Source organism: Gleimia coleocanis DSM 15436, from assembly GCF_000159015.1.
Lineage (GTDB): Bacteria > Actinomycetota > Actinomycetes > Actinomycetales > Actinomycetaceae > Gleimia > Gleimia coleocanis.
On sequence record NZ_DS999545.1, the window covers coordinates 280,307 to 305,920 of the forward strand.

Annotated in this window: 25 protein-coding genes, 1 tRNA gene and 1 other RNA gene; 16 read left to right on the forward strand and 11 right to left on the reverse strand. The window is 50.6% G+C overall.

Going from position 1 to position 25,614, the window contains the following annotated elements:
- Positions 1-144: 144 nt before the first annotated feature.
- Positions 145-486, forward strand: coding sequence for a WhiB family transcriptional regulator (locus HMPREF0044_RS06110; protein ID WP_006547259.1), 342 nt, complete (start codon positions 145-147; stop codon positions 484-486).
- Between the two features lie 23 nt (positions 487-509).
- Positions 510-668, forward strand: coding sequence for a Sp36 family protein (sp36, locus tag HMPREF0044_RS08165; protein ID WP_006547260.1), 159 nt, complete (start codon positions 510-512; stop codon positions 666-668).
- A 169-nt stretch (positions 669-837) separates the two neighbouring features.
- Here sp36 and HMPREF0044_RS06115 read toward each other — a convergent pair whose 3' ends face one another.
- The gene (locus HMPREF0044_RS06115; RefSeq protein ID WP_040313063.1) at positions 838-1,515 is read right to left on the reverse strand and encodes a Crp/Fnr family transcriptional regulator; all 678 of its coding nucleotides are present in this window, start codon (positions 1,513-1,515) and stop codon (positions 838-840) included.
- A 234-nt stretch (positions 1,516-1,749) separates the two neighbouring features.
- On the opposite strand from HMPREF0044_RS06115, the gene nth reads away from it, so the two are divergent.
- Positions 1,750-2,385, forward strand: coding sequence for an endonuclease III (gene nth, locus HMPREF0044_RS06120; protein WP_040313064.1), 636 nt, complete (start codon positions 1,750-1,752; stop codon positions 2,383-2,385).
- Here nth and HMPREF0044_RS07975 read toward each other — a convergent pair.
- The 3 genes from HMPREF0044_RS07975 to HMPREF0044_RS06135 all read right to left on the reverse strand — a co-directional run bounded on the left by HMPREF0044_RS07975 (position 2,353) and on the right by HMPREF0044_RS06135 (position 5,209).
- On the reverse strand, positions 2,353-3,030 hold the full coding sequence (locus tag HMPREF0044_RS07975; protein WP_006547263.1) for an alpha/beta fold hydrolase: 678 nt from the start codon (positions 3,028-3,030) through the stop codon (positions 2,353-2,355). The two genes, nth and HMPREF0044_RS07975, sit on opposite strands and share 33 nt — an antisense overlap.
- A gap of 7 nt (positions 3,031-3,037) precedes the next feature.
- A complete protein-coding gene (locus HMPREF0044_RS06130) occupies positions 3,038-4,234 on the reverse strand; it encodes an ABC transporter permease (RefSeq protein ID WP_006547264.1) in 1,197 nt (398 codons plus the stop codon).
- Between the two features lie 117 nt (positions 4,235-4,351).
- Positions 4,352-5,209, reverse strand: a complete 858-nt coding sequence (locus HMPREF0044_RS06135; RefSeq protein ID WP_006547265.1) for a hypothetical protein — start codon at positions 5,207-5,209, stop codon at positions 4,352-4,354.
- A gap of 63 nt (positions 5,210-5,272) precedes the next feature.
- Here HMPREF0044_RS06135 and HMPREF0044_RS06140 point away from each other — a divergent pair, with 63 nt between their 5' ends.
- Positions 5,273-6,148 (forward strand): hypothetical protein, encoded by an 876-nt coding sequence (locus HMPREF0044_RS06140; RefSeq protein ID WP_006547266.1) that lies wholly within the window; start codon positions 5,273-5,275, stop codon positions 6,146-6,148.
- Here HMPREF0044_RS06140 and HMPREF0044_RS06145 read toward each other — a convergent pair.
- Positions 6,125-6,967 carry an HAD family hydrolase gene (locus HMPREF0044_RS06145; RefSeq protein ID WP_006547267.1) on the reverse strand — a complete coding sequence of 281 codons (843 nt, stop codon included), beginning with the start codon at positions 6,965-6,967 and terminating at the stop codon, positions 6,125-6,127. The two genes, HMPREF0044_RS06140 and HMPREF0044_RS06145, sit on opposite strands and share 24 nt — an antisense overlap.
- A gap of 161 nt (positions 6,968-7,128) precedes the next feature.
- Here HMPREF0044_RS06145 and HMPREF0044_RS08220 point away from each other — a divergent pair, with 161 nt between their 5' ends.
- From HMPREF0044_RS08220 to ffs, 8 genes are all read left to right on the forward strand, one after another.
- The gene (locus HMPREF0044_RS08220) at positions 7,129-7,944 is read left to right on the forward strand and encodes a hypothetical protein (RefSeq protein ID WP_006547268.1); all 816 of its coding nucleotides are present in this window, start codon (positions 7,129-7,131) and stop codon (positions 7,942-7,944) included.
- Positions 7,937-9,097, forward strand: coding sequence for a TadA family conjugal transfer-associated ATPase (locus HMPREF0044_RS06155; RefSeq protein ID WP_006547269.1), 1,161 nt, complete (start codon positions 7,937-7,939; stop codon positions 9,095-9,097). The genes HMPREF0044_RS08220 and HMPREF0044_RS06155 overlap by 8 nt, the downstream gene beginning before the upstream one ends.
- An 88-nt stretch (positions 9,098-9,185) precedes the next feature.
- Positions 9,186-10,139, forward strand: coding sequence for a type II secretion system F family protein (locus tag HMPREF0044_RS06160; RefSeq protein ID WP_040313065.1), 954 nt, complete (start codon positions 9,186-9,188; stop codon positions 10,137-10,139).
- Positions 10,140-10,263: 124 nt separating this feature from the next.
- On the forward strand, positions 10,264-10,500 hold the full coding sequence (locus tag HMPREF0044_RS08170; protein ID WP_006547271.1) for a DUF4244 domain-containing protein: 237 nt from the start codon (positions 10,264-10,266) through the stop codon (positions 10,498-10,500).
- A 56-nt stretch (positions 10,501-10,556) separates the two neighbouring features.
- Positions 10,557-10,892, forward strand: coding sequence for a hypothetical protein (locus tag HMPREF0044_RS06170; RefSeq protein WP_006547272.1), 336 nt, complete (start codon positions 10,557-10,559; stop codon positions 10,890-10,892).
- Positions 10,885-11,292 carry a hypothetical protein gene (locus tag HMPREF0044_RS06175; protein ID WP_006547273.1) on the forward strand — a complete coding sequence of 136 codons (408 nt, stop codon included), beginning with the start codon at positions 10,885-10,887 and terminating at the stop codon, positions 11,290-11,292. The genes HMPREF0044_RS06170 and HMPREF0044_RS06175 overlap by 8 nt, the downstream gene beginning before the upstream one ends.
- A gap of 140 nt (positions 11,293-11,432) precedes the next feature.
- Complete coding sequence (locus HMPREF0044_RS06180) at positions 11,433-12,056, forward strand: LytR C-terminal domain-containing protein (protein WP_006547274.1); 624 nt, start codon at positions 11,433-11,435, stop codon at positions 12,054-12,056.
- Positions 12,057-12,107: 51 nt separating this feature from the next.
- Positions 12,108-12,203: signal recognition particle sRNA small type (ffs, locus tag HMPREF0044_RS08020), an RNA gene on the forward strand.
- A gap of 313 nt (positions 12,204-12,516) precedes the next feature.
- On the opposite strand, the gene HMPREF0044_RS06185 is transcribed toward ffs, so the two are convergent.
- From HMPREF0044_RS06185 to HMPREF0044_RS07980, 4 genes are all read right to left on the reverse strand, one after another.
- A complete protein-coding gene (locus HMPREF0044_RS06185; protein WP_006547275.1) occupies positions 12,517-13,887 on the reverse strand; it encodes a uracil-xanthine permease family protein in 1,371 nt (456 codons plus the stop codon).
- Positions 13,888-13,983: 96 nt separating this feature from the next.
- Complete coding sequence (locus HMPREF0044_RS06190) at positions 13,984-14,700, reverse strand: anaerobic ribonucleoside-triphosphate reductase activating protein (RefSeq protein WP_006547276.1); 717 nt, start codon at positions 14,698-14,700, stop codon at positions 13,984-13,986.
- 88 nt (positions 14,701-14,788) lie between these two features.
- On the reverse strand, positions 14,789-16,618 hold the full coding sequence (locus HMPREF0044_RS06195) for a ribonucleoside triphosphate reductase (RefSeq protein ID WP_006547277.1): 1,830 nt from the start codon (positions 16,616-16,618) through the stop codon (positions 14,789-14,791).
- A gap of 144 nt (positions 16,619-16,762) precedes the next feature.
- A complete protein-coding gene (locus HMPREF0044_RS07980; RefSeq protein WP_141553860.1) occupies positions 16,763-17,758 on the reverse strand; it encodes a phosphatase PAP2 family protein in 996 nt (331 codons plus the stop codon).
- Between the two features lie 134 nt (positions 17,759-17,892).
- Here HMPREF0044_RS07980 and HMPREF0044_RS06205 point away from each other — a divergent pair, with 134 nt between their 5' ends.
- The 3 genes from HMPREF0044_RS06205 to HMPREF0044_RS06215 are packed head-to-tail and all read left to right on the forward strand — an operon-like array spanning position 17,893 to position 21,238.
- The gene (locus tag HMPREF0044_RS06205) at positions 17,893-18,345 is read left to right on the forward strand and encodes a YbjN domain-containing protein (protein ID WP_006547279.1); all 453 of its coding nucleotides are present in this window, start codon (positions 17,893-17,895) and stop codon (positions 18,343-18,345) included.
- A 1-nt stretch (position 18,346) separates the two neighbouring features.
- A complete protein-coding gene (locus HMPREF0044_RS06210) occupies positions 18,347-18,805 on the forward strand; it encodes a YbjN domain-containing protein (protein ID WP_006547280.1) in 459 nt (152 codons plus the stop codon).
- Positions 18,806-18,841: 36 nt separating this feature from the next.
- Positions 18,842-21,238, forward strand: coding sequence for a DEAD/DEAH box helicase (locus tag HMPREF0044_RS06215; protein WP_006547281.1), 2,397 nt, complete (start codon positions 18,842-18,844; stop codon positions 21,236-21,238).
- An 828-nt stretch (positions 21,239-22,066) separates the two neighbouring features.
- Here HMPREF0044_RS06215 and HMPREF0044_RS06225 read toward each other — a convergent pair.
- Both HMPREF0044_RS06225 and HMPREF0044_RS06230 read right to left on the reverse strand, forming a co-directional pair.
- Positions 22,067-22,471 carry a hypothetical protein gene (locus tag HMPREF0044_RS06225; RefSeq protein ID WP_040313068.1) on the reverse strand — a complete coding sequence of 135 codons (405 nt, stop codon included), beginning with the start codon at positions 22,469-22,471 and terminating at the stop codon, positions 22,067-22,069.
- A gap of 457 nt (positions 22,472-22,928) precedes the next feature.
- A tRNA-Ser gene (locus HMPREF0044_RS06230) sits at positions 22,929-23,013 on the reverse strand.
- Between the two features lie 226 nt (positions 23,014-23,239).
- On the opposite strand from HMPREF0044_RS06230, the gene HMPREF0044_RS08105 reads away from it, so the two are divergent.
- On the forward strand, positions 23,240-25,612 hold the full coding sequence (locus HMPREF0044_RS08105) for a DNA polymerase III subunit gamma and tau (protein WP_040313069.1): 2,373 nt from the start codon (positions 23,240-23,242) through the stop codon (positions 25,610-25,612).
- The last annotated feature ends 2 nt before the right edge of the window (positions 25,613-25,614 follow it).

Genomic DNA, 25,614 nt, shown 5'->3' on the forward strand with positions numbered 1-25,614 from the left:
TAAACGCCCAGAAAGACGTCATGAAATTTGAATTTGTATATCACTTGGCGAAAGTGGAAACCGGTAAATTGGCTTTTTGCTTCGCTTGTGTGTATCGTCACATATAGAGCATTTAATTCTTAGCTAGTTAACAATGGGGTGAACATGAGCTACACGAATGCAGATTCTGACCAGAGCTGGGCTGCTCGCGCACTATGCGCAACTGATACGCCAGATGCTTTATTCGTTCAGGGAGCTGAACAACGTCAAGTCCGAGCACGTTGCATGAGTTGCGAAGTACGTTTGGAATGTTTAGCAGATGCACTACAGTCTGAAGTTAAATTCGGTGTCTGGGGTGGTTTAACTGAACGTGAACGTCGTGCGATGTTACGACACTACACAGACGTCACTAACTGGTGGAAGTGGCTGACTACTTCAGAAGACCCACTGGCTTTAGAAATTCGTGAACCTCGTGTCCCACATGTGCTTTCAAAAGTACGTGGCTAACTAATCTGGTTTAAACTGTAGCTATGCAAAAATGGGAATACGCAACGGTACCGCTACTGGTACATGTAACTAAAGCAATCCTCGATCAGTGGGGACAAGACGGTTGGGAACTGGTGCAGGTAGTGCCATCTCCAACTAATCCAGATAACCTCGTAGCTTACATGAAGCGTCCAATCGCCTGAGTGTAAGAACCTACTTCACAAAAACTCATATGGGAACTTGTGATCGCATATGAGTTTTTGTTTTCTTCGGTTAGAAACTCATATGGGAACTCGAGTTCGCATATGAGAATTGCCCGAGGGTGGATCCTAACTGTAACAGTTAAAATCCGCCCTCGGGAAAATCAGAAAATCAGCGAGCGCGACGAGCCAAACGCTCAATATCAATCAAGGTAACTGCGCGACCCTCTAGCTGAATCCAGCCACGGGAAACGAAGTCAGCCAAAGACTTGTTCACGGTTTCGCGAGAAGCACCCACCAGCTGAGCCAGCTCTTCCTGAGTCAAGTCGTGAGGAACGTGCACGCCGTTCTCAGTGTTAGAGCCGAAGCGTTCTGCCAAATCCAGCAGTGCCTTTGCCACGCGACCTGGAACGTCAGAGAATACCAAGTCAGCCAAAGACTCATTGGTGCGACGCAGACGACGAGCCAAAGCGCGCAACATGTGCTTGCTCATGGATGGGTTGTTGTAAAGAGTAGTAACCAGGTCAGCGTGGTCCAAGTGCAGCAGAGTTACAGGGGAAACTGCAGTAGCAGTGGTGGAACGTGGGCCTGGATCAAAGAGAGTTAGTTCACCAATAATTTCGCCTGGGCCAAGAACTGCCAGCAAGTTTTCGCGACCGTCGATGGAAGTGTGGCCCAGCTTAACCTTGCCTTCAGTGATGATGTACAGACGAGTGCCTGGGTCGCCTTCTTCGAAGAGAACTTCGCCACGGCGTAAGGTGCTCTGACCCATCTTGGAGTGGAGCGATTCTTGCTGTTCCTCATCAAGTCCTTCAAACAGAGGAACTTGGCTGATGTAGTTGCCTTCCACGGTATCCTTCAATCTTTAATACGGACAGATAAATCTTACAGGGCAGCAAATTCACGTGCGGAATCACTGCCGATACAGAATACACTGTTCACAATACTTGTGATGCCACTCACCAGCTTAGCTAATTTTTCGTCAAAATTACGCATTCTCACGCATATTTGTTAAAAATAAGCTAGATTTTGTCGGTAATTGGACAAAGTTGGCATACCGAGATGGGTGAAGGAAAAGGTACACATGGACGGTGAAACAGCACCAGAGGTTGTAGAAGTCTTGGCGCAAACCTACCCAAATGCCAAATGTGCCTTGGATTATCGCAACCCCTTCGAACTTTTAGTAGCTACGGTTTTAAGCGCGCAGACCACTGACGTGCGGGTTAACACGGTGACACCCCAGCTGTTTGCAAAATATCCTACTCCCTTTGAGATGGCTAACGCAGACCACGCAGATTTAGCCTCTATTACGCGCGTCTTAGGTTTCCAAAATAAACGCGCCACCCAGTTGCAAGAGCTTTCTCAAGCCCTGGTGGCAGAGTACGCCGGAGAAGTCCCTGCAAATAGAGAAGCCTTGCAGAAACTGCCAGGAGTCGGGCGGAAAACTGCGCACGTAGTACTGGGGAACGCTTTTGGAATCCCCGCGATTACAGTGGATACCCACGTAGGGCGAGTAACTACCCGCCTAGGGTGGAGCCAGGCAAAAACACCGTTAGCGATTGAAAAAGACATTGCGAAGCTGCTACCTGGATATGACTGGACCCTGCTATGTCACCGGCTGATTGAGCATGGGCGCGCTATTTGTGATGCGCGCAAACCCCTTTGCGGACAGTGCCCGTTACAGCAACTATGCCCAGCGAGCGCGGATTATTTGGCTTAGCTCCAGCTCAGTTGACAGAGGATTTTCTTTCCCGAGGGCGTGCTTTACAACCTCTTTTTCGGCAAGAAGGGCTTTAGCAGTCCAACCAGCACGTTTCCACGCGAAAACGCGATTGAAAGCATACTCGTAAGCGGCAGTAGGGAACTTGGGCTTACGTAGTTGTTGAATGACAAAACGCCTTGGGAAATCTGAGGTAAATAGTAAAGTATCGGCAACTAAATCCGGATAGTAATACTTAACTACCGCAGCGTAAACAGCCCCCATGCCCACACCCACTAGGTTTATCTGAGAATAGCCTAAAGAATAGGCGAGAGCTCGTATGTCGGAAGCTAAAAGCTGAGCGGTTGGGCGGGACGCAGATAAATCAGTATTGCCGAATCCCCGCGCATCTAATGCATAAACCGGAGCACTGAAATCAGTTAGCAAGGGGAGCAGAGACTGCCACTGTAACCAAGTGTTAGCGAAGTCGTGGAGGAAGAAAACTGGTGGCTGCGTGCCAGTAAGTAGCGGTTGCTGTAAACAGACTACGTGGAAGTTTAAACCACCCGCGTAAACGGTCTCATGCGTCCAAGGACCAGTGGGTAACAACAACGACCGACCATCTGTATTAGAAATGGTCGGCCGTTTAGAAAAGCTAGAAAACATCTAGAAACTACTTACGACGACGCTTCTTGATGGTTTCTGGAGAGTAGCGTTCAATCTGAGCGCGAATTTCTTGTTCGCGACGGCCATCACGGCGAGCCAGAATCGCAATGATACCCATGACGAAGAGGAATAGACCCGCAATGAAGATTGCGCCGGTGTAACCAGTCCAGTTCAAGTGGTGGGCAAGGTTAGCGCCAAAATCATTCCAGGAAGTCAACCAGTCAATGGCAGGCTGCAAGATTTCCTTAGTTAAACCTGGAACCAACAGGAAAGGCGCGCCTACAACCATGACGGCTAAACCTGAGAACAGAGCGCCCAGAGAAGAACGCACCAGGAAGGACAGCAGAACAACTGCGATCAGTGCGCCGGCAGTGAACTCGATGCAGGCTGCGTAGTTGAGCTGGCCAGTTTTGAATGGGCTATTATCCGCCAAAGTGAAACGAGCTGCCGCGTCAGAAATCAAGTACCAAGCTACCGGAGCGCCCAACAGGGTCATGAAGAAAGACCAAACGCGAGCGGAAACACGGGAAGGAAGTACCAGAGGGACAGAAGTATCACCCAGGATTAGTTCCGTAGTGTTTTCAGAAACTGGGAGGTCTTCTTCGCGTGGTTTCCAAGCGGAAACAGCTTCTTCTGCTTCAACCTGAGCGCGTTCCAACAGTGCCTTACGAGTCACTGCGGTGGTTTCTACATCCACTGCTTCCTCAGCGGTGGCTACTTCAACTTCAGTTACTTCCAAGTCAGCCAGAACTGGATCCAGTTCCTGAACTGGCTCAGCCGGGGTTTCAGCCTCACCTTCAGAAAGCTGTGCAAAATCGAAAGAACGACGAGTAGGTTCAGACTCCGGCATTTCACGCATAAACAATGGGTCGCGTGGCACATCAGCTTCTGGGGTTTCTTGAGCTGGTAGGAAGATATCAGCTTCGGAAACAGCGTCTTCAGCGACTGGTTCGGAGGTGAGCTCTGCGTCCACGTCGGATACGGCTGGGGATTCAGGCAGAATTTCGGGTTCTGCAGGGATAATCTGGGACTCTACAGGTAGGCTCAAATCAGTAGGAAGCTCAAAGGTTTCCCCGGTAGCTTCTGCTGCAGGTGGCAGCAGATCTGTTTGTTCAGGGGTTGCTTCAACTTCGCCTAAATCCCAGTTCGCTGCCTGGGCTTCTGGGGTAGGTTCTAAAATCTCATCCTTATTTTGTTCCGACATGGAAACCTCCTTTTATAGCTAATACTAAAGTTAGTCAAAAACCTGCAAAATTCCATGCAGGCGTGCCGAATGAAAACAGATTATGACGTGGGTTAGCCCACTCTTTACGGGGAAAAGTTAGCGGTTGCGCACCAAATGCATGGCCGTGAGAGTTGAAATAATCAGGCCAATACTTCCCGAGGTCGGCAAGACAGCACTTAAACCAACCAGAAAACTATCATGCGGCGTAGCCACCCAACCAGCGATAGTAAGAAAAAGTGGAAGAACCACTAAACCAGGCAGAATCAAAGAAACCCACACTAAAAGCTGGGTAAGAGACGGATAGGTAACCGCCAACCAAGTCAATGCGTAAACCAAAATCCCGGCAACCATCAGTAAAGCCCAATGAGACATATGAGAATGCTGAAACTGCGCCAAGTTTTTAGTTACCAGAGGAACCGCAGATTTAGGAGCTAAAAAGTAAAGTAAACCATAAAGGGAAGTTGAGCTAGCTAAGCCCATAATGAGTACCCAAACTTTACCGCGTGTAATAGTTTTAGAAGTCGCCGGAGCAGAACTCTGCCAAGCATTTGGGCTATTCAAAGCCGAAGCAAAAGTTACCAACAGAACTAAAGTGGGAAGCTGACTCCACTGTAATAATGGTGAAGTTAAAAAAGCGGGAAAGAGAATGAACTGCAGGCGACTCCACTCTAAAATCCCCGTCAACAAGGTGCTGAAAGCCCAAAACCCAGACCAAAACACCATCACGCGGAAAGCTGTTTCACTACGCCAACTCAAGTAAGAAACCGTAGTAAATAAAGCCCCGGAAACCAGCAGCTGAAACTGCCCGCGGGGCGCAGCCAACGGTGTTCCCAAAGCACCAACCGTAGTTAGTTCTGCAACTGCTTGGAAAAGTAAGTGCAAGCCGATAGGGAAAATAATTGCCGCCGCAATCGCGAAAAGATTCTGTTGCTGCCATAAACGAGACTGAGTCATACAAAATACTCTACCTTTGACTATCCTGATAACAGTAAGAAAACCCGCAGGAACCACAGGAAAATGAACACGTACCTGGCAGACCCCCAGTTTAAAACCCAACTAGAACAGCTAAACCAAGCCCTTACGGAACTACGCTTCGCCGAAGGACTCCGCCGCAACTCAGACGCAGCCAGGGCAGAAACTAACCTCCACTTCGCCTTTGACCTGGGGTTTGTAAACGGAATCTACATAGAGTTAAACCGCCTCAGAGAAATCAGCTTGCTGCCAACAGAAAGTCGTGACCTAACGCCCTCGGAAAAAGAAAACAGCGGAACCCCAAAACTCACGGTCGAAGAAAAACGTGTCCGCGACTACTGGCAAATGCAACTATGGGTGAGCCAACACTGGGCCCAACTCAACCCACCCAAAAATGGGCGCGGCGGACTCTTAAACATCGGTACCCGCCCCCAAGCAACGCAACCGCGCCAACTGCCCCTGCCACAAACCTTAGCAACCATGCAGAAACTCGCCTGCGTGAGTTTACCCCACGCACAAATGGCAATCCCGCAAAGCCAACACCTGGAACTGTTCCAAAACCTATTTGAAACCAACGGGATCCCGGGAATACTGAAAGCCGGTTTGCTAGTAGCACAAAGTCAGCTCGCCCCCATTTTCACCCAAGAAAACCAGACGGTAACCCTGACTTTTGTGCGAAACTACCTAGTTGAAAGCGGGGTCGAACCCACCGGCTGCCTACAGTTCATGGCTGGAATCCGCGCCAACCAAGTAGCCTACACCCAAGCCCTACAAAACCTCACCCAGGCTGGCGCCAACCCGGAACTGCTAGGAAACTGGCTACGTCTGTGGGTAAAAATCTTGGCAGACTCCGTAGCTCCCTCTCAGCAACTAATCCGCCACCTGCAAGCTGGAAAACTACCAGAGTGTACGAATCTTTAACAACGGGTTCTGTTGCGCCTGCGCTGCCCGCAAGCCCGCCTGTTTACCCGCACTCCACAGTAAGTAACCAGCTAAAGCTGCCAGCGCAGAAGTAGTTAAAGTGCCCGCCACTACCGGTGGAATCACCTGCTTCGGTAAAACCTTCACCGTGCGCGAATAACGATGTACTTGCCAGTCACGCTCAGTCGCAATCTGGCGTAACGGACGATCTGGATTAACTGGAATCGGGTGGCCCACGGACTCAAATAAAGGTAAGTCAGAAATCGAATCAGAATACGCCCAGCAATCCTTTAGATCCCACCCTTGAGCAGCCGCTAATTGACGAGCCGCAGCAGCTTTTTCAGTACCGTGGTTATATTCTTTAACCTGGCCGGTGAGTTTACCGTCCACAACTTCAATCTGTGTCGCTAACACAAAATCTGCGCCCAGCAAGCGGGCTAAAGGCTCCACTAGGGGAGCCGGAGAAGCACTGGCGATAACCACGGCATGTCCAGCTGCCTGATGATAGGCAATCTCATCCAGGGCTTCTTCAAAACACCGCGGATACATCTGCGTAATAGAAGCCTTATTAGCTACCTTACGTAAAGAGGCTAACGACCAGCCGTTGGAAATCCGCCCGAGTTCTTCCTTCATGCGATTATTACGCTCTTCACCCTCGCCAATCACCAGGTAAGGTAGGTGGCGTAGGGTAGAGGAAACAGCGTCGGCGCGGGTTAATAGCGCTGCTTTACGCAGTGGTCCGTGCATTGCCATGGTAGTGGAAGTTGCCAGAATAGTTTTATCTAAGTCGAAAAATGCGGCGCGTTTAAACTTTCGCATAAGGGCTCCTTCGCTACAAACTTATTCCCACATTCTAGCCTGTTTACAGTGGTTGCGCGCGGGAAATCAAGTTATCCCCAAGGATAGTTTCGGCGGGCAGTTTTCCACAGTTTCTTTTCCGAGGGCGGACAAGGACACAGCTATATTGCTTAAATCAGCCTATGAAAATTTACCTTGCCCACAGTAACGCCACCCGCCGGGAACTAATTACACAAAGGCTGAAACTCTATAACCTGCCTGCAGAACTCGCAACCCTTTCAACAGTGACCGACTCAGTGAGCCTTGATGCAGAAAAGAGTCTGCTTCTAATCGATCAAGCTGAAACCGTGACGACAGACTTAACTGAAATCCTGAAACTGCCTTGGAAAAAGATTCTACGCCTTGGGGTGGACTTAGAACTCCCCGGTGAAGAACCCTTACTCTATGAAATCCTCAGCCGACTTCTTCACCCCACCCGTTACCCACTAATCCTCTTAACCAGCGGAAAAAGTAAAAGCGGCTGCACTAAGCTAGCCACTCACCCGCGTCTTATGAGCCTCCAACCACGCACTACGAAACCTACTCTAATTCGGGTAAACCTTCTGGAAGACCCGCAGTTTCGTCAACGCGTGAAAACCCCACACACGCACTTAACTTGGCCAGCAGAAACCGACCTAAAAGGCATCATTACCGAGTACCTACCGGCCGGAGAAATTGTTATCGACGGAGGGAAAGAATGCTCAGCGCCCTCGGATAAAAAATATTTAGCGCAGATACTCTGCCAACTCAGCCACACAGCCCCCACCGTGGTAGATGCCGGACGCATCAGTGCTGAACTTAACGAGCTCGCCGTCGCTACAAATGCGAAAATCCTGCTCATCGACCAGCGGTGGAAAACCGCAGCCGAAACGAAACTACTGGCACAAAAATGGGAAATCCCCATCATACGTAGCTACCGCCGAATCCGTGAACTGCTGGCGGAGGAATCCCATGCTTAAACCAGGTACCCGCCAACTCATCGGCAAAGGCGTTAGCGTTGCAGAAGCTATTAGTAAAACCTCCAGCCCTTTCGTAACCCCCGCAGAACTAGGGCAAACCCTAGCTAGCGCGGAAGCCACCTTAAAAGGCCCCGGAATAGAGTTAGAAAACCTGCTGGCTGACCCGGAAATCACAGATATTCTCATAAACTCAACTGATATTTGGGCAGAAAAAGCCGGTGAACTCACTCTCATCAAACGTAGCGTCTACAGTGAAGCGCAAGTAAGAGAACTAGCGGTACGCCTAGCTGCAAAAGCTGGGACCCGGTTGGATGAAGCTAAACCCATAGCTGATGGGAGCTTGGCAGACGGCACTCGCATAAACGCAATCATCCCTCCACTTTCCCCACAAGGAACAGTGATAAGTATCCGCACAGTTAAGAAAAACCATTTCAGCCTAGCGGATTTAGACGCTCGCGGAATGTTTCCCGCCGGCAGCTTAGAAGTCTTACAAAACCTAATCATTAGTCGCGCTTCAACTCTTATCAGTGGCGCCACCGGAAGTGGGAAAACTACCCTGCTTTCCGCCGTAATTGCAGCCATGCCAAGTAACCAGCGGATTCTCACCATCGAAGACACTGCAGAACTACACCCACCGCACCCACACGTAGTTTCTCTACTGGCAAAACAAGCTAATGTACAAGGAAAGGGAGCAGTGAACCTAGCGCAGCTAGTGCAAACAGCGTTGCGAATGCGTCCTGACCGAATCATTTTAGGAGAATGCCGTGGCTCAGAGATTAGAGACCTGCTGGGGGCTTTAAACACTGGTCACCAGGGCAGTTGGGGTACCTTGCACGCTAACTCAGCGACCGACGTGCCAGCTCGTTTGGAAGCCTTAGGCGCTTTGGCGCAAATGAGTCCAGCTGCTGTCCATGCTCAAGCTACTGCCGGGGTAGATGCGTTAGTACACGTTGGAAAAATAAGTATCGGGGTAGATAAAGGTTACTTGCCAGAGGCAGCTGGGAAGGGAAGTAAACTCATCCGACAAATAATTGAAATCTCAGCCCTTGAAAAAGATGCTGTGCAAGGGCTGGTGGTGAAACCAATCTGGACTAATCCACTTGTTGGTGAGCGCAGTTATCTATGGAAACCAGGTGCCCATGGGAGGGGTTAAAACAGTTCTGTTGATACTCGTAGGTTTTGCCTTTATAGGGCAAGGGTATTTCTGGTTAAACCGGCGGAGGAGTTTTAAAGCCCAGTGGTTGGGTGAAGAAACGAAGTCCCAGGCACTGCAAATGAACTTGCCGATTGTGCCCGCCTACGTGGTTGCAGCTGTAGTGGCTTACCTACGTTGCGGAATGTCAGTACCGCAAGCGTGGGAACAAGCCTGCGAGGATTTACAGGTTGGGGTAGACGCTGAAGAAGTTTTGAATCAGCCTGAGTTTGCGCAAGTAGCTTCTTCTATTCGAGCTGCGGGGAAAGTGAGTGCTGAAATCGGTGTGGGGTTAGCGGATGCTTTAGAAGCAATTGTGGGAAGTTTAGAAGAAGCTGAAGAAAACGCGAAATCTTTGGAAGTGGCGTTTGCTAGCACGCAGGCTACTGTGCGTCTTTTAGCGGCTTTACCGGCAGTGGGGTTAGGGTTGGCATGGCTGTTAGGAGCAGATTTACCTGCATTTATTACTGGCACGTTTTGGGGGTGGTTGGTGGCAGTTGCCGGCGGGGGATTATGGGTGGCTGGTTTCGTGTGGGTGCGCCGACTGGTAGCTAAGTTCCATGAACAGAAGCGTGAAAATGTGGATCCGGTGGTGGCAGTGCGTTTATTTGCAGCCTGTTTAGTTGCGGGGTTAGCTGTGCCACGGAGTTTAGAAGTGATTGCTGCAGGGTGTGGTTACCCGAATTTAGCGGTGGTATCGCGTTTGTTTCTGCTGGGGGCTGATAGTAGTGAAGTTACTGAGTTTCTTAGTTCAGTGGCGGCATCTGACGTGGTTACAACACATTTAGGATTAGCGATTCTTACTGCTTGGATGCGAGGATCTGACCCGCTGGCAACTTTGGAGTTAGTGGTGCAACGGTTGCGCAGAGAACGTCTGCTGGGGGTGCAGGTAGAGATTCAAAAACTAGGGGTTTGGTTGGCATTGCCGTTGGGATTGTGTTTTTTACCGGCCTTTGTGCTTTTAGGTGTGGTGCCGGTGGCGTGGTTGCTTTTCCTCTCCTAAGTGTGTGCACAGGCAGTTTTCGTTGGGGTAGTTTTCCACAGTTTTCGAGGGCGGTACTGCAAACTTTCTCGTAGCAGAGGAAGCTGGTCTTACCTGTAGTTCAACTAGGAAAGAAGGGAAGAAAATGCGCACTACAGTAAAACAGTTAGCAGAATCCAGTCTGAAGCTGCGACGCCTTAGCTTGGAAACGGCAGATGAAGAAGAATACATGGGCGAAGCTGGGTTAGTTACCGCCGAATATGCGGTTGGGATCGTCACGGCGGTAGCTTTCGCTGGCCTGCTCCTTGCGATTATTAAATCTGATTCAGTCCGCCAAATTCTTTTTGGCATCATCCAAAATGCCCTTAGTGTAGCTGGATAAAAGAGTGCTCAGAGTTGAAGGTTTAGTTGGCTCAATCTGCGTAGTCGGATTAAGACATGAACGCTAATGAGCTGAACTTAGTCAGGCAGGAACAGGAAGCGGGGATGGTGACAGCTGAAACAGCACTTGCCTTCCCCGCTCTGATCCTGGTTACCAGTTTTCTAATTGGCATGCTCATAGTTGCAGGTGCGAAAGGTAGTAGCTGTGCTGTCGCCTTTGAAGCTGGGCGGGCGATTGTAGTGGGCGAAGCCTATAGCTCTACAGCAGGGTATGAGGTTTCGGTGGACGCCCTCGGGAATGAAAAAGTGCGGGTCACTGCAGTGAAGCAAATGATGCTGGTGCCCGTTGAATGCCAACTGGTGCTGAAACGGGAGGCGGTGGGTAATGAATAGGGGAATGCCAAATGCGGGCAAGAATGAGGGCGGAGCAGCTTCACTTTATCAGTTAGCAGTAATCAGCCTGCTTCTTTTGGTAGTTGCGTTGATTAGTGGCGTGGTTACGGTTCAGCAAGAACGGGTGGAGTTGCAGCTGAAAGCAGATGTGGTTGCGCTGGGTGGAGCCGAGGCATTGAAAGAAGATATTGGGACAGTGACGCAGTCTACTTGCGTTACCGTTGCGGAGCTTGCAGCAGATAATCGAACTATTGTTGACCGTTGTTTTTCTACGGCAACGGAAGTTTGGGTTTGCCTTAGAAATCAAGGGAACAGGCTTCACTTTACGGGTATTTCGTGCAGCCATGTGGGAATTCGTGCAACTATTCCCGCTCTAGTGTTTAGTGAGGCACGTCATTAAATTTGCTTTGGTATACAAGTCTGTTATAGTTGTTTGTGTGAGGATCCACTTAGAAGGGAGAGCTAAGTGCGATCCTCACTTTTTATATGCCATTAAGTAACTGCACTCCATGCAACGAATAAGATAAAGTTATTAACGTGATGGAAACGCAGAACACTGAACCTCAGGAAGCGCCACGCGCTCCACAGATTACGCCGCGAGTAGCATATCGTAAACGTCGCCAACGTCGGCAAGGCAAAGTCTTTAACGTTATCGTCGTCCTCATGGGAATCTCATCCCTAGTAGCACTCCTCATCCTCACCGGGCTACTCAAATTCCCCTACTACAACAGCTTCAACAAAGTCGAACGCTTCGCTGAAAAAGGCAACATCGCCTGCGTAGGAAAAAACGTTAAACCCGCAGACTTAACCGGAGTAAAAATCAAAGTCTTCAACGGAACCTCCCGCGCCGGACTGGCAGATACCGTTGGAACTGCACTGGCAGGCGTAGGCTTAGAATTCACCGAAAAAGCCAACTACGACGGCCAATTCTTCGGAAATATCCGCATCGTCACAAACGGTAAAAACGTTGTAAATGCATACTCCCTGGCACGCCTATTTGAAGGTGCCAGCGTCTACTATGACCCAGACGCTGCAGATGTCATTCAGATCATCGTTGGTGATGCATTCACAGAAATGAAACCAGCAGAAGAACTTAAAGCGATTGCTGAAAAACGCGATGTCGAGTTTGAAAACCCAGAAGGCTGTTTGAAAGTTAAGGAATAGCCTATAAATGGGACTCGACTACAGGTTTTGTTAAAAACCGTGTATTCTATAAAAGATCCCTCGTGTGACGATATCTCCTGAACCTCCCCAGGGCCGGAAGGCAGCAAGGATAGGGTAGCTCTATCGGGTGCGCGGGGGATCCTTTATATCCAAATCAGGTAACAGAATACCGCCCACCAAGTTGTATCAGCGCCAAGTCCGGGGAAACCCCAATAGACTTGGCGTTTTTGTTTTACCCGCAGGAAAACTTACGACTGTAAGTCTTATTCCGTCGCACGAAAGTTAAATTTGCCGTGCGACGGAAAGCTGCATGCAGCGCCCTCGGAAACTGCGTCGCATGAAAACGAAAGCCACCGCGCGACAAAGAAGAATGCCACACGATGGACAAAAACAGAAAAAGAAAAGCTCGGCCGAAACTATCCGAAAAGACAATCCCAGCCGAGCTTTAAACTCTTAAAAATCAGTGCTGTGCACGACGCTTAGCATAGGCCTCGGATTCCAAATCCGTACCCGCCGGCGCAGAAGCCGGAGTAGCCGCCTCAAGATTTGTGCCTCGCCAGTTCGAAAGAGCACGCATGATGTGGTAGATACCAACCGCACAAGCAGAGCCCAAAGCAATACCAGCGAACTCCAGACCAGCAGGAGCCCAAGTGTAGTTAGCAATCGCCACAATCATCGCCACAGCAGCAGTATTCAAGTTCACCGGATCAGAGAAATCAACCCGATTCTGTACCCAAATACGCACACCCAACATGCCGATCATGCCGTACAAAACAGTAGCCGCACCACCCAGCACACCAGCTGGAATAGTCTGAATAATAGCGCCGAACTTAGGCAACAAAGATAGAGCAAAAGCAAAGCCAGCAGCAATCACATAAGCAGCCGTAGAGTACACGCGAGTAGCCGCCATAACACCAATATTTTCAGCATAAGTGGTAGTGCCAGACCCGCCACCAGCACCAGCTAATGCGGTAGCAATACCGTCAGCGAACAAAGCACGGCCAGTAATATCATCCAAGTTCTGACCAGTCATCGCTGAAACGGACTTAACGTGACCCACGTTCTCAGCAACCAGTACGAAAACCACAGGAATGAACAAGCCCATAACGGAAACAGAGAACTGTGGGGAATGGAACTGAGGCAGACCAAACCAATCTGCTTCGCCAACCTTGCTCCAGTCGATTTCACCGCGCAGAGCTGCGGTAGCATAACCAACCAGGACACCAACTAGGATAGAGAGGCGCCCAATGATGCCTTTGAACAGTACAGTCACCAGCAGAATAGCAGTGATAGTGACAACTGCGGTGACTGCGCCTTCCTTCACGTTATTCCAAGCAGCTGGTGCCAGGTTGAAACCGATTAGGGAAACGATTGCGCCAGTTACGATAGGTGGCATTGCCACGTCAATCCACTTAGCGCCCGCGAAGTGGACGATAATGCCGACTGCTGCCAGGGTCAGACCGGTAGCTACGACACCGCCCAAAGCGTATTCAGGGCCGAGGGAAGCAGAGACCGCGCCGATAGGAGCAATTAAAGCGAAGGACGACCCCAAATAGGATGGGAGTCGCCCAGCGGTAATTGCAATGAATAGCAGAGTGCCAATTGCGGTGAAGAAAAGGGTAGTGTTTGGTGGGAAACCGGTTAACAGTGGAACTAGGAAGGTTGCCCCAAACATTGCGATAACGTGCTGTGCACCAATTCCGACGGTGCGTGGCCAGGTGAGACGTTCGTGTGGCAGAACTACTTCGCCAGCGGAAACGCTTTTGCCGTTTCCGTGAAGTTTCCAGGTAAATGCCTGGGCGACGCCGTTCAGGAACGATGAGTTGCTCATGGGAATCCGATCTTTGAGTTTGCGGAAGCAAAAATGCTCGATCGGAATTTCAGCTTACTTACTTGCTGGGCTTGAAGCAAACCTGTCCGGATTTTGTTAGCGGAAAGACAATTTTTCTTTCCCTAGGGCGGTGAGTTCAGCCTTAATAGTTTGGAAATCAGACTCCCAGTTTTGGAAGTTTTCGCTAAATCCGGCTGGTGTTCCAGTTGCGCGTGCCTGTTGGATGACGAGGTTTTCAACGCCTTTTTCTAAACACGTACCTACTACTTCGGTAGGGTTAAAAGGCATTCCTGGGTAGACGGTTAAGCGAACTTCGTAAGCGAAGTTCGGGTTTGTGGTTTTTTGAGCGCCCTCGAGCAAAATATCCAGGGACTGCCAAGCCTTCATCCCGCTTGCTGAGTTGGCACCCACCACTAAAGGGTAGGTGTCTTGCGGAGCCTTAATGTCCAACCCCACCCAATCCAAGAGGTTTGCAGACAGAAGCTGCTGCAAGGTACGTGGGTAGGCTCCGGCAGTGTGTAGGCCTGTTAAAAATCCCAGGGTACGTGTTTGTTGTAAAGTTTCTTTAAGTGCAGGGCCTTGGCGGGTGGCTTCACCTCCGGAAAAAACTACCGCGTCTAAGAGTCCACGCCGTTTTTTGAGAGTCTCGTAAACTTTAGCCCAGTCGATGATGCCGGGAAGTTGGCAGTCTAAAATCTGGTGATTGTGGCAGTAAACGCAAGTCCACGGGCAGCCTTGGCAAAAGACTGTCAGCGCGAGTTTACCGGGCCAGTCCACTAAGGAAAGCGGTTGAACCCCTGCAATCTGAAGCATTTGAGACCTTTAGAATCGTAGTTTCTGTATCCTGCGCTTACGCGTCGCACGGCGAATAAAGTCCCCGTGCGACGCGTAAGCACGTACCTTAAGCGAAAACTGGTTCCGTGAAGAGCTGACGTTCAGCGAACTCTGACTTCTTACCGATATTGAAAGACTTCAGAGGGCGGAAATAGCCCATCACACGCGTCCAAATCTCACATTCAGTGACAATTCCGCGAGAGGCACACTGAGGACACTGGGCATGCTCGCCAGGAATATAACCGTGAGAGGAACAAATCGAGAATACTGGCGTAATCGTGATGTAGGGAATCTTAAAGTTCGTCAACGCGCGGCGAACCAGCGTCTTACAAACTGCAGAGGAAGAAATCTGCTGCCCCATGTAAAGGTGCAAGACAGTACCGCCGGTGTATTTACCCTGGAGTTCTTCCTGTCGTTCCAGGGCCTCAAATGGGTCATCAGTAAAACCAACTGGTAACTGTGAAGAATTCGTGTAGTAAGGCGCTTCTGGAGTACCCGCTTGAATAATGCCGGGATAGCGCTTCGTGTCTTCTTTTGCGAACCGGTAAGTCGTGCCTTCTGCCGGGGTGGCTTCCAGGTTATAGAGGTTTCCGGTGGCTTCTTGAAGTTCTACCATGCGCTCGCGGATGTGATCCATAAGTTGCACGGCTAATGAGTGTCCGCGTGGATCAGTAATGTCGTATTCACCCAGGGTGAAGTTGGCAATAAGTTCATTCATGCCGTTAATGCCGATGGTGGAGAAGTGGTTGTTGAGAGTACCCAGGTAGCGGCGTGAGTAGGGGAATAGCCCGTTATCCATATGGTGTTGGATGACTTCGCGTTTCTTTTCTAGGGTGCTTGAGGCAATGTCGATGAGTTGATCGAGGCGGGCGATTAGACCGTTTTCGTCAGAGGCGTAGAGGTAGCCGAGGCGGGCTAGGTTGATGGTGACTACGCCGATGGAGCCGGTTTGCTCTGCGGATCCGAACAGGCCATTGCCACGTTTAAGAAGTTCGCGTAAGTCTAGTTGCAGACGACAGCACATGGAACGAATCATACCGGGATCCAGGTCAGAGTTAAGGAAGTTCTGGAAGTAGGGCAGACCGTATTTAGCGGTCATTGCAAAGAGAGCGTCGGTGAGTGGGGAGTCCCAGTCGAAGTCGGGAGTGATGTTGTAGGTGGGAATGGGGAAGGTGAAGACTCGTCCGTCGGCGTCGCCTTCGTTCATGACAGAGATGAAAGCTTTGTTAATGAGATCCATTTCGGCTTGTAGTTGCCCGTAGGTGAAGTCGCATAGTTCGTCGCCGATGAGGGGGTATTCGTCGCGGAGGTCTGCAGGGCAGGTGAGGTCGAAGGTGAAGTTTGTGAATGGGCATTGGGAGCCCCAGCGGGAGGGGACGTTGAGGTTGAACACGAGTTCTTGGAGGTGCTGTTTTACTTGCTCGAAGTTTAGATTATCTAGTCGTATGAAGGGGGCAAGGTAGGTGTCTACGGAGGAGAAGGCTTGGGCTCCGGCCCACTCGTTTTGGAGGGTGCCGAGGAAGTTTACGATTTGTCCGCAGGCTGAGGAGAAGTGTTTGGGTGGGTTTGAGGCGATGGCTCCGGGGACGCCGTTGAATCCTTGTTGGATGAGTTGTTTGAGTGACCAGCCGGCGCAGTAGCCAGCGAACATGTCGAGGTCGTGGATGTGGAGGTCGCCTTCGCGGTGGGCGGTGCCGGCTTCTGGGGAGTAGATTTTGGTGAGCCAGTAGTTGGCGACCATTTTGCCGCTGGTGTTGAGGATGAGTCCGCCGAGGCTGTAGTCCTGGTTGGCGTTGGCGTTTACGCGCCAGTCTGAGCGGGTGAGGTATTCGTCGATGGTGCTGATGGCGTCGACGGGGTAGATGGGTGCGTTTGCGGCCGGAGTTGGGGAGGTCATAATCGGCTTCCTTGCGTGCTTATTTTCCGTTTTCCGTGTGGTTTTATTTTTCGAGGGCGGTGAGTTGAACTAACCGCGACGCTTCCTAACACTACTCCGAAAAACTATATATAGTGCCGACACGCCCAAGTGTCCCTAGATATGCTATTTGTTAGTACGTCCGGACTCTAAAAGCACCACAAAGTGCACTACGAACCCCACCAGGGAAACAATTGCCGCTAGAGAAAAAACTGCAAACCAGAAAGTAACCCCCGGAAACATCGTAAAAACTTCCAGTGGGGTACCTGCGGCAGTGACTTTACCGGGCGCCCTCGGAGAAGAAATCATCTGGGTAATGACGGATTGAAGCCGCGACGAGAAAGCCGCGCACCCCAAAAGGAAGGCGGACAAAAGTCCCAGGTTTAAGAATAGGAGGCGCAGATTCAACCCCTGCGAAAAACCCTGCGGACGCTCATGCGGCACCAAAACCAAAGCCCACAACAGTACCACCAGAATCGCAGAAACCACATCGGACGGACGATGCCAACCAAGTAACACCACACTCACAGCCACGCTCGCTGCCAAAAGTGCCCCCGCAATAGCCACCGGCACACGCACACGCTGCGGAGCCACCACAACAATAGCTAAAACCGCGCACATTGCCACCGTAGTATGCCCCGACGGTAAAGAATTTGGAAGCTCAAAGCCCACCCCCAAATAAGGGCGACCCAGCAGCCAATTCTTTAAAACCTGAGTAGTCAGATTTGCGCCTAAAACAAAAATTGCAATCCGCAGGCCCAACTCCCAACGACGCTTCGCTACCGCCCATAAAGCTGCCACTAAAGTAACTGCAGCAATCCCCCACAGGGAAATAGAGCGAGCCACCGGCCACGCAAAAAACCGCGCCCCCGGAAAAGACAACATCGCCATGTCTAAAACTAGCTGATCTAACGCCTGACCAGTAGCCGTAAAAAGACTAAAAAAAGTCGAAATTATGAAAAGCAGTAAGAAAACTCCGAAAGCTCCCACACGCACCGGGCGACGCCAGTCCGCTGGACCTAACTGCAACCCAGATTTTTCCTTTAAACCCTGGTTTTTTACCACTTGTTCACGCTGGCGTTGTATGGCAGATTCAGGTAAAGAAACACGTTCCTTGCGCACCCAAATCACCCCCAGTGTTAAAGAAATCTATCACCTAACCATAACACTCACATACCGGTAGCGCGCGCGCATCTTTGGCAACTACATTAACCTAGAGAAAGACTTAACGATTGAACTTTGAAAGGTGCTGCTTCGTGAGCGACCCAACTCCCGTCAACGCCCAGCGTCTGCAAAACTTCCTCGGCTCCCTCGCCGGAAGTGACTTTGACCTGGAATTTCAGGAATACGAAAACGAACTCGTCTACCCAACCCAATCCGGGATCATCTTCATTAACCTGAACAACGACAACGTATTGCAGATCCGCGGGCAGTGGCGAGGCATTGCCACCGACGACGACTCATTCTCCACCCTCGTATCCATGGTGCAAGAATGTAACAACTACCGCTCCGGTCCAAAGGCATATATGTTGCCAATGGATAATAACCAGCGTTTCTCAGTCGGCGCAGAAGTAAACCTCGTAGTCAGCCAAGGCGCCACCGAATGTCAGCTCGGCACCTTCTACGAAACCGCGCTCACCATGATTATGGGCCTATTCCAGGAACTCGACATGGCAGTTCCAAACCTGGTTACTTGGAAGGAAAACTGACATGCACCTGCACTGCGTAGAAAACACCGACGAAATCCAGAAAGTCACCTTCGAACGCATCAGCGAACAACTCACCGTCCTCGATGCCAAACTGGAAATCGACGCTGAACACCACACAGCACTGGCACGCATCAACGACGTCCCATTCCAATTCAACTTCACCTCAGGCGACAAATTCCTCTCCATTCGTGCCATCTGGGAATCCGGATTAGAAAAAGACGCCTCTAAAATGGCGCACCTATTTACCGCAGCGGACTCCTGGAACCGCGAAAAATACTTCCCAACCGTCTACATTGAATGGACTGGCGAAACCGCCCACGTCGTCGCCGACTACATCGTAGGTGTAGAAGCCGGACTAGATAACGCGCAGCTATTAGAAAACATTTCTGCAGCAGTATCTACCGGCATCGACGCATTGCAGTTCATGGCACACGTCGTCTCAACCATTAAAAGTATGTAAACTTCCCCTAAACGTAACCAGCTGAAAGGAAAGCAGATGAGCTCCACTCAAAAGCTACTAGATCTGCTCATAAACCTCGATGCTGGAAGTGGACGCCTGGTGAAACACTTCAGTTTCCCCGGGCGTCCAGGCATTTACGGCACCTGGCCAGACTGGGCAACCCCACAAGTAGTAGACGCCTTCAAAACTAAAGGCATTGAAAAACCCTGGCAACACCAAACCCAAGCAGCAACCAGTATTCACCACGGCACGCACACCGTAATCGCTACCGGCACCGGATCCGGTAAGTCCCTTTGCGCCTGGCTACCGGTACTCACCGCCCTCGAAAACTCAAATGATGCGAATAAACGCGCCCGCCTCAAAGACTGGGCACGCCCCACCACCGCGCTCTACCTGGCACCCACCAAAGCCCTAGCCGCCGACCAAGCCCACAAACTCACTGAACTCTGCCCGGACCTAACTGGTATCCGCCTGGGGACTGCAGATGGAGATACACCCCGCGAAACCAAAGAATGGGTGCGCGCCAACGCTAACCTCATCCTCACTAATCCCGACTACCTCCACCACGTAATGCTGCCAGGAAACCAACGGTGGGCACGGTTCTTGGGCGGACTAAAATATTTAATCGTCGATGAAATGCATTACTGGCGTGGCATCACCGGCTCACACATTTCTCTGGTGCTACGCCGACTGCTGCGGCTCTGTCGCCTCTATGGCGCAAACCCCACAGTCATTTTCCTATCCGCCACCGTCGCCCACCCCGCTGAAACCGCTGCCGCCCTGATCGGGGTAACTGAAGCAGACGTGCATACAGTTGCTGAGGACACCTCCCGCATCGCCGCCAAAGAACTAATCCTATGGCAGCCAGGATATGCAATAGCTGAAAACGAAACCGAACCTCGCCGGGTGTCTGCCACCGCTGAAGCTGCGAAGCTAACCGCCCACCTGGTTGGAGCGGACGCACGCGTCCTCACCTTCGTGCGTTCACGCGCCGCTGCGGAATCAGTTTCTGCCCACTCCCGGGAACAGATTTCTGCCTATTATCCGCATTTGATTGGCTCAGTCGCAGCCTATCGAGGTGGCTACTTGCCAGAAGAACGCCGTGAGTTGGAAACCGCACTTCGCACCGGGCAACTACGTTCCCTGGTGACAACGAATGCTTTGGAACTCGGCATTGATATTTCAGGGCTGGACGTAACTTTAACTGTCGGTTGGCCGGGAACACGGGCATCTTTATGGCAGCAGATTGGGCGTGCCGGGCGTGGGGAAACCGCGGGATTATCCGTATTAGTTGCGGCTGATAATCCGCTGGATAACTACGTGATGGCACATCCAGAGATTATTTTTGAACCCGTCGAAGCAGCCACGATTAACCCGACAAATCAGTACATTCTTACCCCGCATATTTGTGCAGCGGCTGCTGAACATCCACTTACTGAGGATGATGTTGCGGTTTTTGGCTTGCCGTCTACAAAACTATTTTCAGAGTTGGAGCAGGCGGGATATCTGCGGTTGCGTCCGACCGGTTGGTATTGGAACGTGGCGTTGCATGCCGCTCCGCATACGTTAACGGAGTTGCGTGGCGAGGACACGGAAGTGCAGGTTGTGGAAGCTGAGACTGGGCGAGTAATCGGCACGGTTTCAGTAGCGCAGGCAGATGCGGCGGTACACCCAGGGGCGGTGTATGTTCACCAGGGGCAGACTTTTCAGATTATTGAGTACGTTCCCGCTGTCGTAGGTGGGGGTGTGCGTCCCGCGACGGTTGCGTTAGCGAAGCGGATTACTACGCAGTTTCGTACGGTGGCGGGGTCACAAACTAGCGTGCAGATTTTGGATGCGGATAATTTTTCCGAGGGCGTGACAGTCTGGACTGCTCCGTCAGGGAAAGTAACTTGGAAACATGGGCGTACTCGAGTTTCAGAGCAGGTTACAGATTTTGATACGTTGCGATTGCCGAAGTTAGAGTACGTGGGGAATCAAAAACTAAGTATGCCTTCGCGGGTGTTGGAAACTCAGTCTACTTGGTTTGAACTAGCTGATGAAGTAGCGACGGAGCTGGGGATTGAGCTTAAAGATTTACCGGGTGCACTGCATGCGTGTGAGCATGCGATGATCGCGATTCTGCCGATTTTAGCTACTTGTGACCGCTGGGATTTAGGTGGTTTATCAACGATTCTGCACGAGCAGACTTTCGCGCCGACAGTTTTCGTCCATGACGCTTTCGCAGGCGGAGCTGGGTTTGTACACTATGGTTTCCACCATGGGGTTACCTGGGCACAGCGAACTTTGGATCTAGTGGCGGGGTGTCCATGTGAATCTGGGTGTCCGGGCTGTGTGCAGTCTCCGAAGTGTGGGAATAAAAATAATCCGTTGGATAAGGGCGGGGCTCTGAAACTTCTAAAGTTTTTAGTGAGGAATGCACCGGGAAAGTGAGATCGCTAATTTCCCAGGAAACTTTAAGGTTAGCTTAGGTGTGCGCTCAGGTAGTGTACTTAGGATATAAATATCTTCAAGAGATTCTCTGGAAGTTAGAGTTTAAGACTAAACAGTTTAGAACTCGCACTGTGTTGATGGGATATTTAGTTTCAGCCGAGCGAATGAGCTCGGCTGAAACTATTTGTGCGTGGGAAATCGCGTTCGCGCGTTTTTCCTGCGTGGGAATCGCAACTCCGGCGTTTTCGTTGCGTGCGAGTTTAAGTTCCCGCGTTAGAGGTATCCACATCCTGGGTGAAAGGGATCCGGATGGGTGCTACTTGTAGTTAAGGAACGCATTTAGTGCCGAAAGGACGCAGTTAGTGCACAGGGGTAGCAGTTTTTGCATAAACCTGAACTTTTGGGTTATGCGACAATAGTTTTCCTCAAAAGAACAGCACCAACCATCGTCATCAGCTCAGTTACTCATGGTCTTGTTTACTATTTGCTACTTCCACGCCCTATTCGCTACTTTTAACCCCTTGTAAGTAGCGATTAGTGTCAAAATCAGGGTTAAAAGTAGCGATTAGTGAAGGGCCCTTCACTAATCGCTATCTACACGTACTAACTGCTACCTACAGAGCCTATTCGCTACTTCCACGCGCTATTCGCTACTTTCAGTTGTACCGCGGTAGGTAAGCCCCGGCATAAAACCCCGTTAAATAGTAAAAACCCTGACATCTCAATAAAATATCGGGGTAGCTGCGGAGGATATGGGATTTTCTCTAACTCTTGAAATATCGGGCTTTTTAAGGGTCGTGCCACATACGTGCCACTATTTCGGGTCTCTTAGTCTCCTACATTAATTGGAGTGAAGTTGATCTCGACGGTGAATTTAGCCTGTTCCAGGGCCATGGTGATGTGTCCGAGTAGTGCGGCGTGCATTCCCGCGGTCATAGAACTGTTCGCGCGCTGACACTGTTTTTTGGTAGCAAACCTGGTGAGATTCACGCATTCGGGGCTTCTACCATTCTTCATGGTCTCTTCATGCACTTCAGCTAGGACTTCACGCACGCGCTCCTGATAGGTCTCCCACCAGTCGAGGATAAAATCTTCGACATAGTCGGGGACTTCATCGGTTTTGACAGCTTCCCAGTACCCAGCGGTACGAGGGTTCACGCCTAGCATGGAGGCAACCCATTCACGGGTCATTCCCATGCTTTCACGCAGGGTCTTATAATGTGCTGGCTGCAAGTTGCCTCCTTTAGATTAGTCCGTGGGATGCATGTACGTTCTCCACCTGATTCACAGTCTCTGTGCATACCCAGCCAGTGTCCGTTAATGCGTAGGATATTTCTAGCCGGTACTTTCTATTGTCTAAAGTACTGGTTGCCTGGAAATCATTACGGTAAGCATTTTCGCTGATTCGGAAAATTAACTGACGTGGTAGCTGACGTGCTTTTAAAAAACATATTGGGCCTGAAGATGCACAGAGGGTGGCTTACGTATTGACCCTAACGCTGCTTGGCTTGTAGCTATTCTCTTTTCGATTGATGTTCTGTTGTGTCCGTGCCACCTACGTGCCACTACCAGGTTATATCAGGTTGTATCCTATTTTCTATATTTCTATTATTCACGTTCCTAAATTTCTAGTTTTCCCTAGAAAATAAAAGAAAAACCCCGACATCTCAATGAAATGTCGGGGTGGCTGCGGAGGATGGGGGATTTGAACCCCCGAGGGCTTGCACCCAACACGCGTTCCAAGCGTGCGCCATAGGCCGCTAGGCGAATCCTCCAGTTGTTAAAGCTATGAAATAACTTCAACAGAAAATAAGTTTACCGGAAACCATCGCTTACGTCGAATTACGAGCTATGTGACCTTAATTGCATGGATTTTTTGACATTAACGAAAAACTCAAAAACCTCAAAAACCCTCAGAAAATCAACGAAAAACTGTGAAAGGACGCCCTTGGGGAAAATAAGGGGGCAGAAAATGTCAGCGCTCCCGTATAGAGTGGGAATGTGAGCACTGCACTATATCGACGATACCGTCCGGAAACTTTCGCAGAAGTAATCGGTCAAAATCATGTGAGCGAACCACTTAAAGCTGCCTTGAAAGCAAATCGCGTAACCCACGCTTACCTATTCTCAGGTCCACGTGGCTGTGGTAAAACCACCTCTGCGCGCATTCTCGCCCGCTGCCTAAACTGTGTAGAAGGGCCTACCGACACCCCCTGTGGTAAGTGTGCCTCTTGTATTGAACTAGCCACTGGTGGTCCCGGTTCCCTTGACGTCGTAGAAATCGACGCTGCCTCGCACAACGGTGTTGATGACGCGCGTGAACTCCGCGAAAGAGCCGCATTTGCACCGGCTCGTGACCGATATAAAGTATTTATCCTTGACGAAGCTCACATGGTTACCCCGCAGGGTTTCAACGCACTATTAAAACTGGTGGAAGAACCACCAGAACATGTGAAATTTGTCTTCGCAACCACCGAACCAGAACGAGTTATCGGCACGATTCGTTCTCGTACACACCACTACCCATTCCGGTTAGTCCCTGGTGACGTACTTATGCCATACCTATCGAGTCTCTGTGCTGCAGAACGCATTTCCGTAGCTGAGGGGGTGTTGCCACTGGTAGTGCGTGCGGGTGGCGGTTCTGTCCGTGATTCCCTCTCAGTTTTGGACCAACTCATGGCAGGAGCAGAAAATGGCGTGATTTCCTATGAACGTGCGATTGCTCTGCTAGGTTACACGGACGGGACCCTGCTTGATGGCATTGTCACGAACTTACATGCGGGTGACGGAAGTGCTGTTTTTGACGCATTGGAACGTATGGTTGATTCTGGTCACGATCCGCGTCGCTTCATTGAAGATTTCCTGCAACGCTTACGTGACCTGCTGGTTATTTCTTTAGCTCCCGAGGGCGCGCGTACACTGCTGCAGGGAATTCCGGTAGAACAATCTGAACGTATGTATCAGCAAGCGCAGCAATGGGGAGCCACGAAACTTTCTAAAGCTGCAGATTTAACTGATGAAGCATTGCGTTCAATGGTGGGAGCAACCAGTCCTAAACTACAGGTTGAGTTGTTGATTGGTCGTATCCTGGTGGAAATCCAAGGGGCGGCGAAAGCATCTGTGGAAAGGGCAATTACCGACCAGGGAGGTGACTCAGCTGGAAATGCTTCGTCGGATGCTCCTGTGGTTTACCCATCGGGGTTGAGCGGTGCAGCTTTAGCGCGTGAGGAAGCTCGTCGTTTACGGGAAATGCAAGAAGCTAAGGCTCGGGAGGCGCAGTCAGTTCCTGTTTCGCCAGTGCATTCTGCGCCAGCTGCGCAACCGCTGCAACCAATAGCCCCAACAGTTTCAGCCCCACCGGTTTCTGTAGAGCCAACGCCTACAGAAGAAGCAACTGTTCCGATAACTCCGACAGCGGAACAGGCTCCGGTAACTACTGCTATTCCGGTAGTTTCAACGGTTGAGCCAGTTTATGAAGTGCCTCCGATTACTCCGCTTGCAACCGTCGCAGAGCCAGCTGTGGCAGAAGTGAAACTGATAGAAAAGTGGGATGTATTCACCCAGATTTTCCTAAGTGAACATGCAGGGTGGAAAAATGTTGTTGCTGCCTTGAAAGTTCACCAAGAAAATGAAGTTGAGGTAATTTTCCAGCTACCAACTGTTGAACAAGCTGAAAAACTCTCAGGCGAAAAGGGAACTACTATCGTTGCGGGTGTAGTTGAAAAAACCCTTGGAGTGGTTAAACGAGTTAAGTTCGTAGGGCCACTTGAAGTTGCTGAGGCTTGGCCGGAAGTGATGGTGCCGGGAAAACCATTGGAGCAGGACAGTCCTTCTGAACCTGTAGCTGCTGCTGAACCCGCAACTCCTATTTATGTAGTTCCGGAACCCGCTGTAGTTCCTGTGCAGATGCCGGAACCTGCTTATGAGCTACCACCGTTAGAAGCACCTGTTTATGAAGTAGAACCTGTTTATGAGCCTCTACCGGAACCGGTTTATGAGTCTCCCTCAGAAACTGTTGCCCCCATCTCTGAATTGGGGGATGCGTCAGTGGTGGCACACGCAGAAATTCCGGAACCTGCTTATGAGCTGCCACCGTTAGAGGCGCCTGTTTATGAACCAGAACCTGTTTATGCTCCGCTACCAGAACCAAATTATGGTGCCCAACTAACTGATGATAGGAACGTGCAAGCTCCTGTCACAGAGGAAAAAGTTGTTCCTATGCCGCCGGTGGTAGAAACTTATGAGGAATGGGATGACGAAACCGGGGGAGCGTCACTTTATGATGCAGAAGTCGCTGAAACCCGAGAAGTTGGTGTTCCAGTCGTCCAACGAGTATTTAATGCAGTAGTAATCGAAGAAATAAAGGAAGGGTAGTA

What these genes read in the sequence shown, in the direction of transcription:
- HMPREF0044_RS06110 (WP_006547259.1), top strand. Translation starts at nt 145, where the DNA reads ATGAGCTACACGAATGCAGATTCTGACCAGAGCTGGGCTGCTCGCGCA.
- sp36 (WP_006547260.1), top strand. Translation starts at nt 510, where the DNA reads ATGCAAAAATGGGAATACGCAACGGTACCGCTACTGGTACATGTAACT.
- nth (WP_040313064.1), top strand. Translation starts at nt 1,750, where the DNA reads ATGGACGGTGAAACAGCACCAGAGGTTGTAGAAGTCTTGGCGCAAACC.
- HMPREF0044_RS07975 (WP_006547263.1), bottom strand. Translation starts at nt 3,030, where the DNA reads ATGTTTTCTAGCTTTTCTAAACGGCCGACCATTTCTAATACAGATGGT.
- HMPREF0044_RS06130 (WP_006547264.1), bottom strand. Translation starts at nt 4,234, where the DNA reads ATGTCGGAACAAAATAAGGATGAGATTTTAGAACCTACCCCAGAAGCC.
- HMPREF0044_RS06135 (WP_006547265.1), bottom strand. Translation starts at nt 5,209, where the DNA reads ATGACTCAGTCTCGTTTATGGCAGCAACAGAATCTTTTCGCGATTGCG.
- HMPREF0044_RS06140 (WP_006547266.1), top strand. Translation starts at nt 5,273, where the DNA reads ATGAACACGTACCTGGCAGACCCCCAGTTTAAAACCCAACTAGAACAG.
- HMPREF0044_RS06145 (WP_006547267.1), bottom strand. Translation starts at nt 6,967, where the DNA reads ATGCGAAAGTTTAAACGCGCCGCATTTTTCGACTTAGATAAAACTATT.
- HMPREF0044_RS08220 (WP_006547268.1), top strand. Translation starts at nt 7,129, where the DNA reads ATGAAAATTTACCTTGCCCACAGTAACGCCACCCGCCGGGAACTAATT.
- HMPREF0044_RS06155 (WP_006547269.1), top strand. Translation starts at nt 7,937, where the DNA reads ATGCTTAAACCAGGTACCCGCCAACTCATCGGCAAAGGCGTTAGCGTT.
- HMPREF0044_RS08170 (WP_006547271.1), top strand. Translation starts at nt 10,264, where the DNA reads ATGCGCACTACAGTAAAACAGTTAGCAGAATCCAGTCTGAAGCTGCGA.
- HMPREF0044_RS06170 (WP_006547272.1), top strand. Translation starts at nt 10,557, where the DNA reads ATGAACGCTAATGAGCTGAACTTAGTCAGGCAGGAACAGGAAGCGGGG.
- HMPREF0044_RS06175 (WP_006547273.1), top strand. Translation starts at nt 10,885, where the DNA reads ATGAATAGGGGAATGCCAAATGCGGGCAAGAATGAGGGCGGAGCAGCT.
- HMPREF0044_RS06180 (WP_006547274.1), top strand. Translation starts at nt 11,433, where the DNA reads ATGGAAACGCAGAACACTGAACCTCAGGAAGCGCCACGCGCTCCACAG.
- HMPREF0044_RS06185 (WP_006547275.1), bottom strand. Translation starts at nt 13,887, where the DNA reads ATGAGCAACTCATCGTTCCTGAACGGCGTCGCCCAGGCATTTACCTGG.
- HMPREF0044_RS06190 (WP_006547276.1), bottom strand. Translation starts at nt 14,700, where the DNA reads ATGCTTCAGATTGCAGGGGTTCAACCGCTTTCCTTAGTGGACTGGCCC.
- HMPREF0044_RS06195 (WP_006547277.1), bottom strand. Translation starts at nt 16,618, where the DNA reads ATGACCTCCCCAACTCCGGCCGCAAACGCACCCATCTACCCCGTCGAC.
- HMPREF0044_RS06210 (WP_006547280.1), top strand. Translation starts at nt 18,347, where the DNA reads ATGCACCTGCACTGCGTAGAAAACACCGACGAAATCCAGAAAGTCACC.
- HMPREF0044_RS06215 (WP_006547281.1), top strand. Translation starts at nt 18,842, where the DNA reads ATGAGCTCCACTCAAAAGCTACTAGATCTGCTCATAAACCTCGATGCT.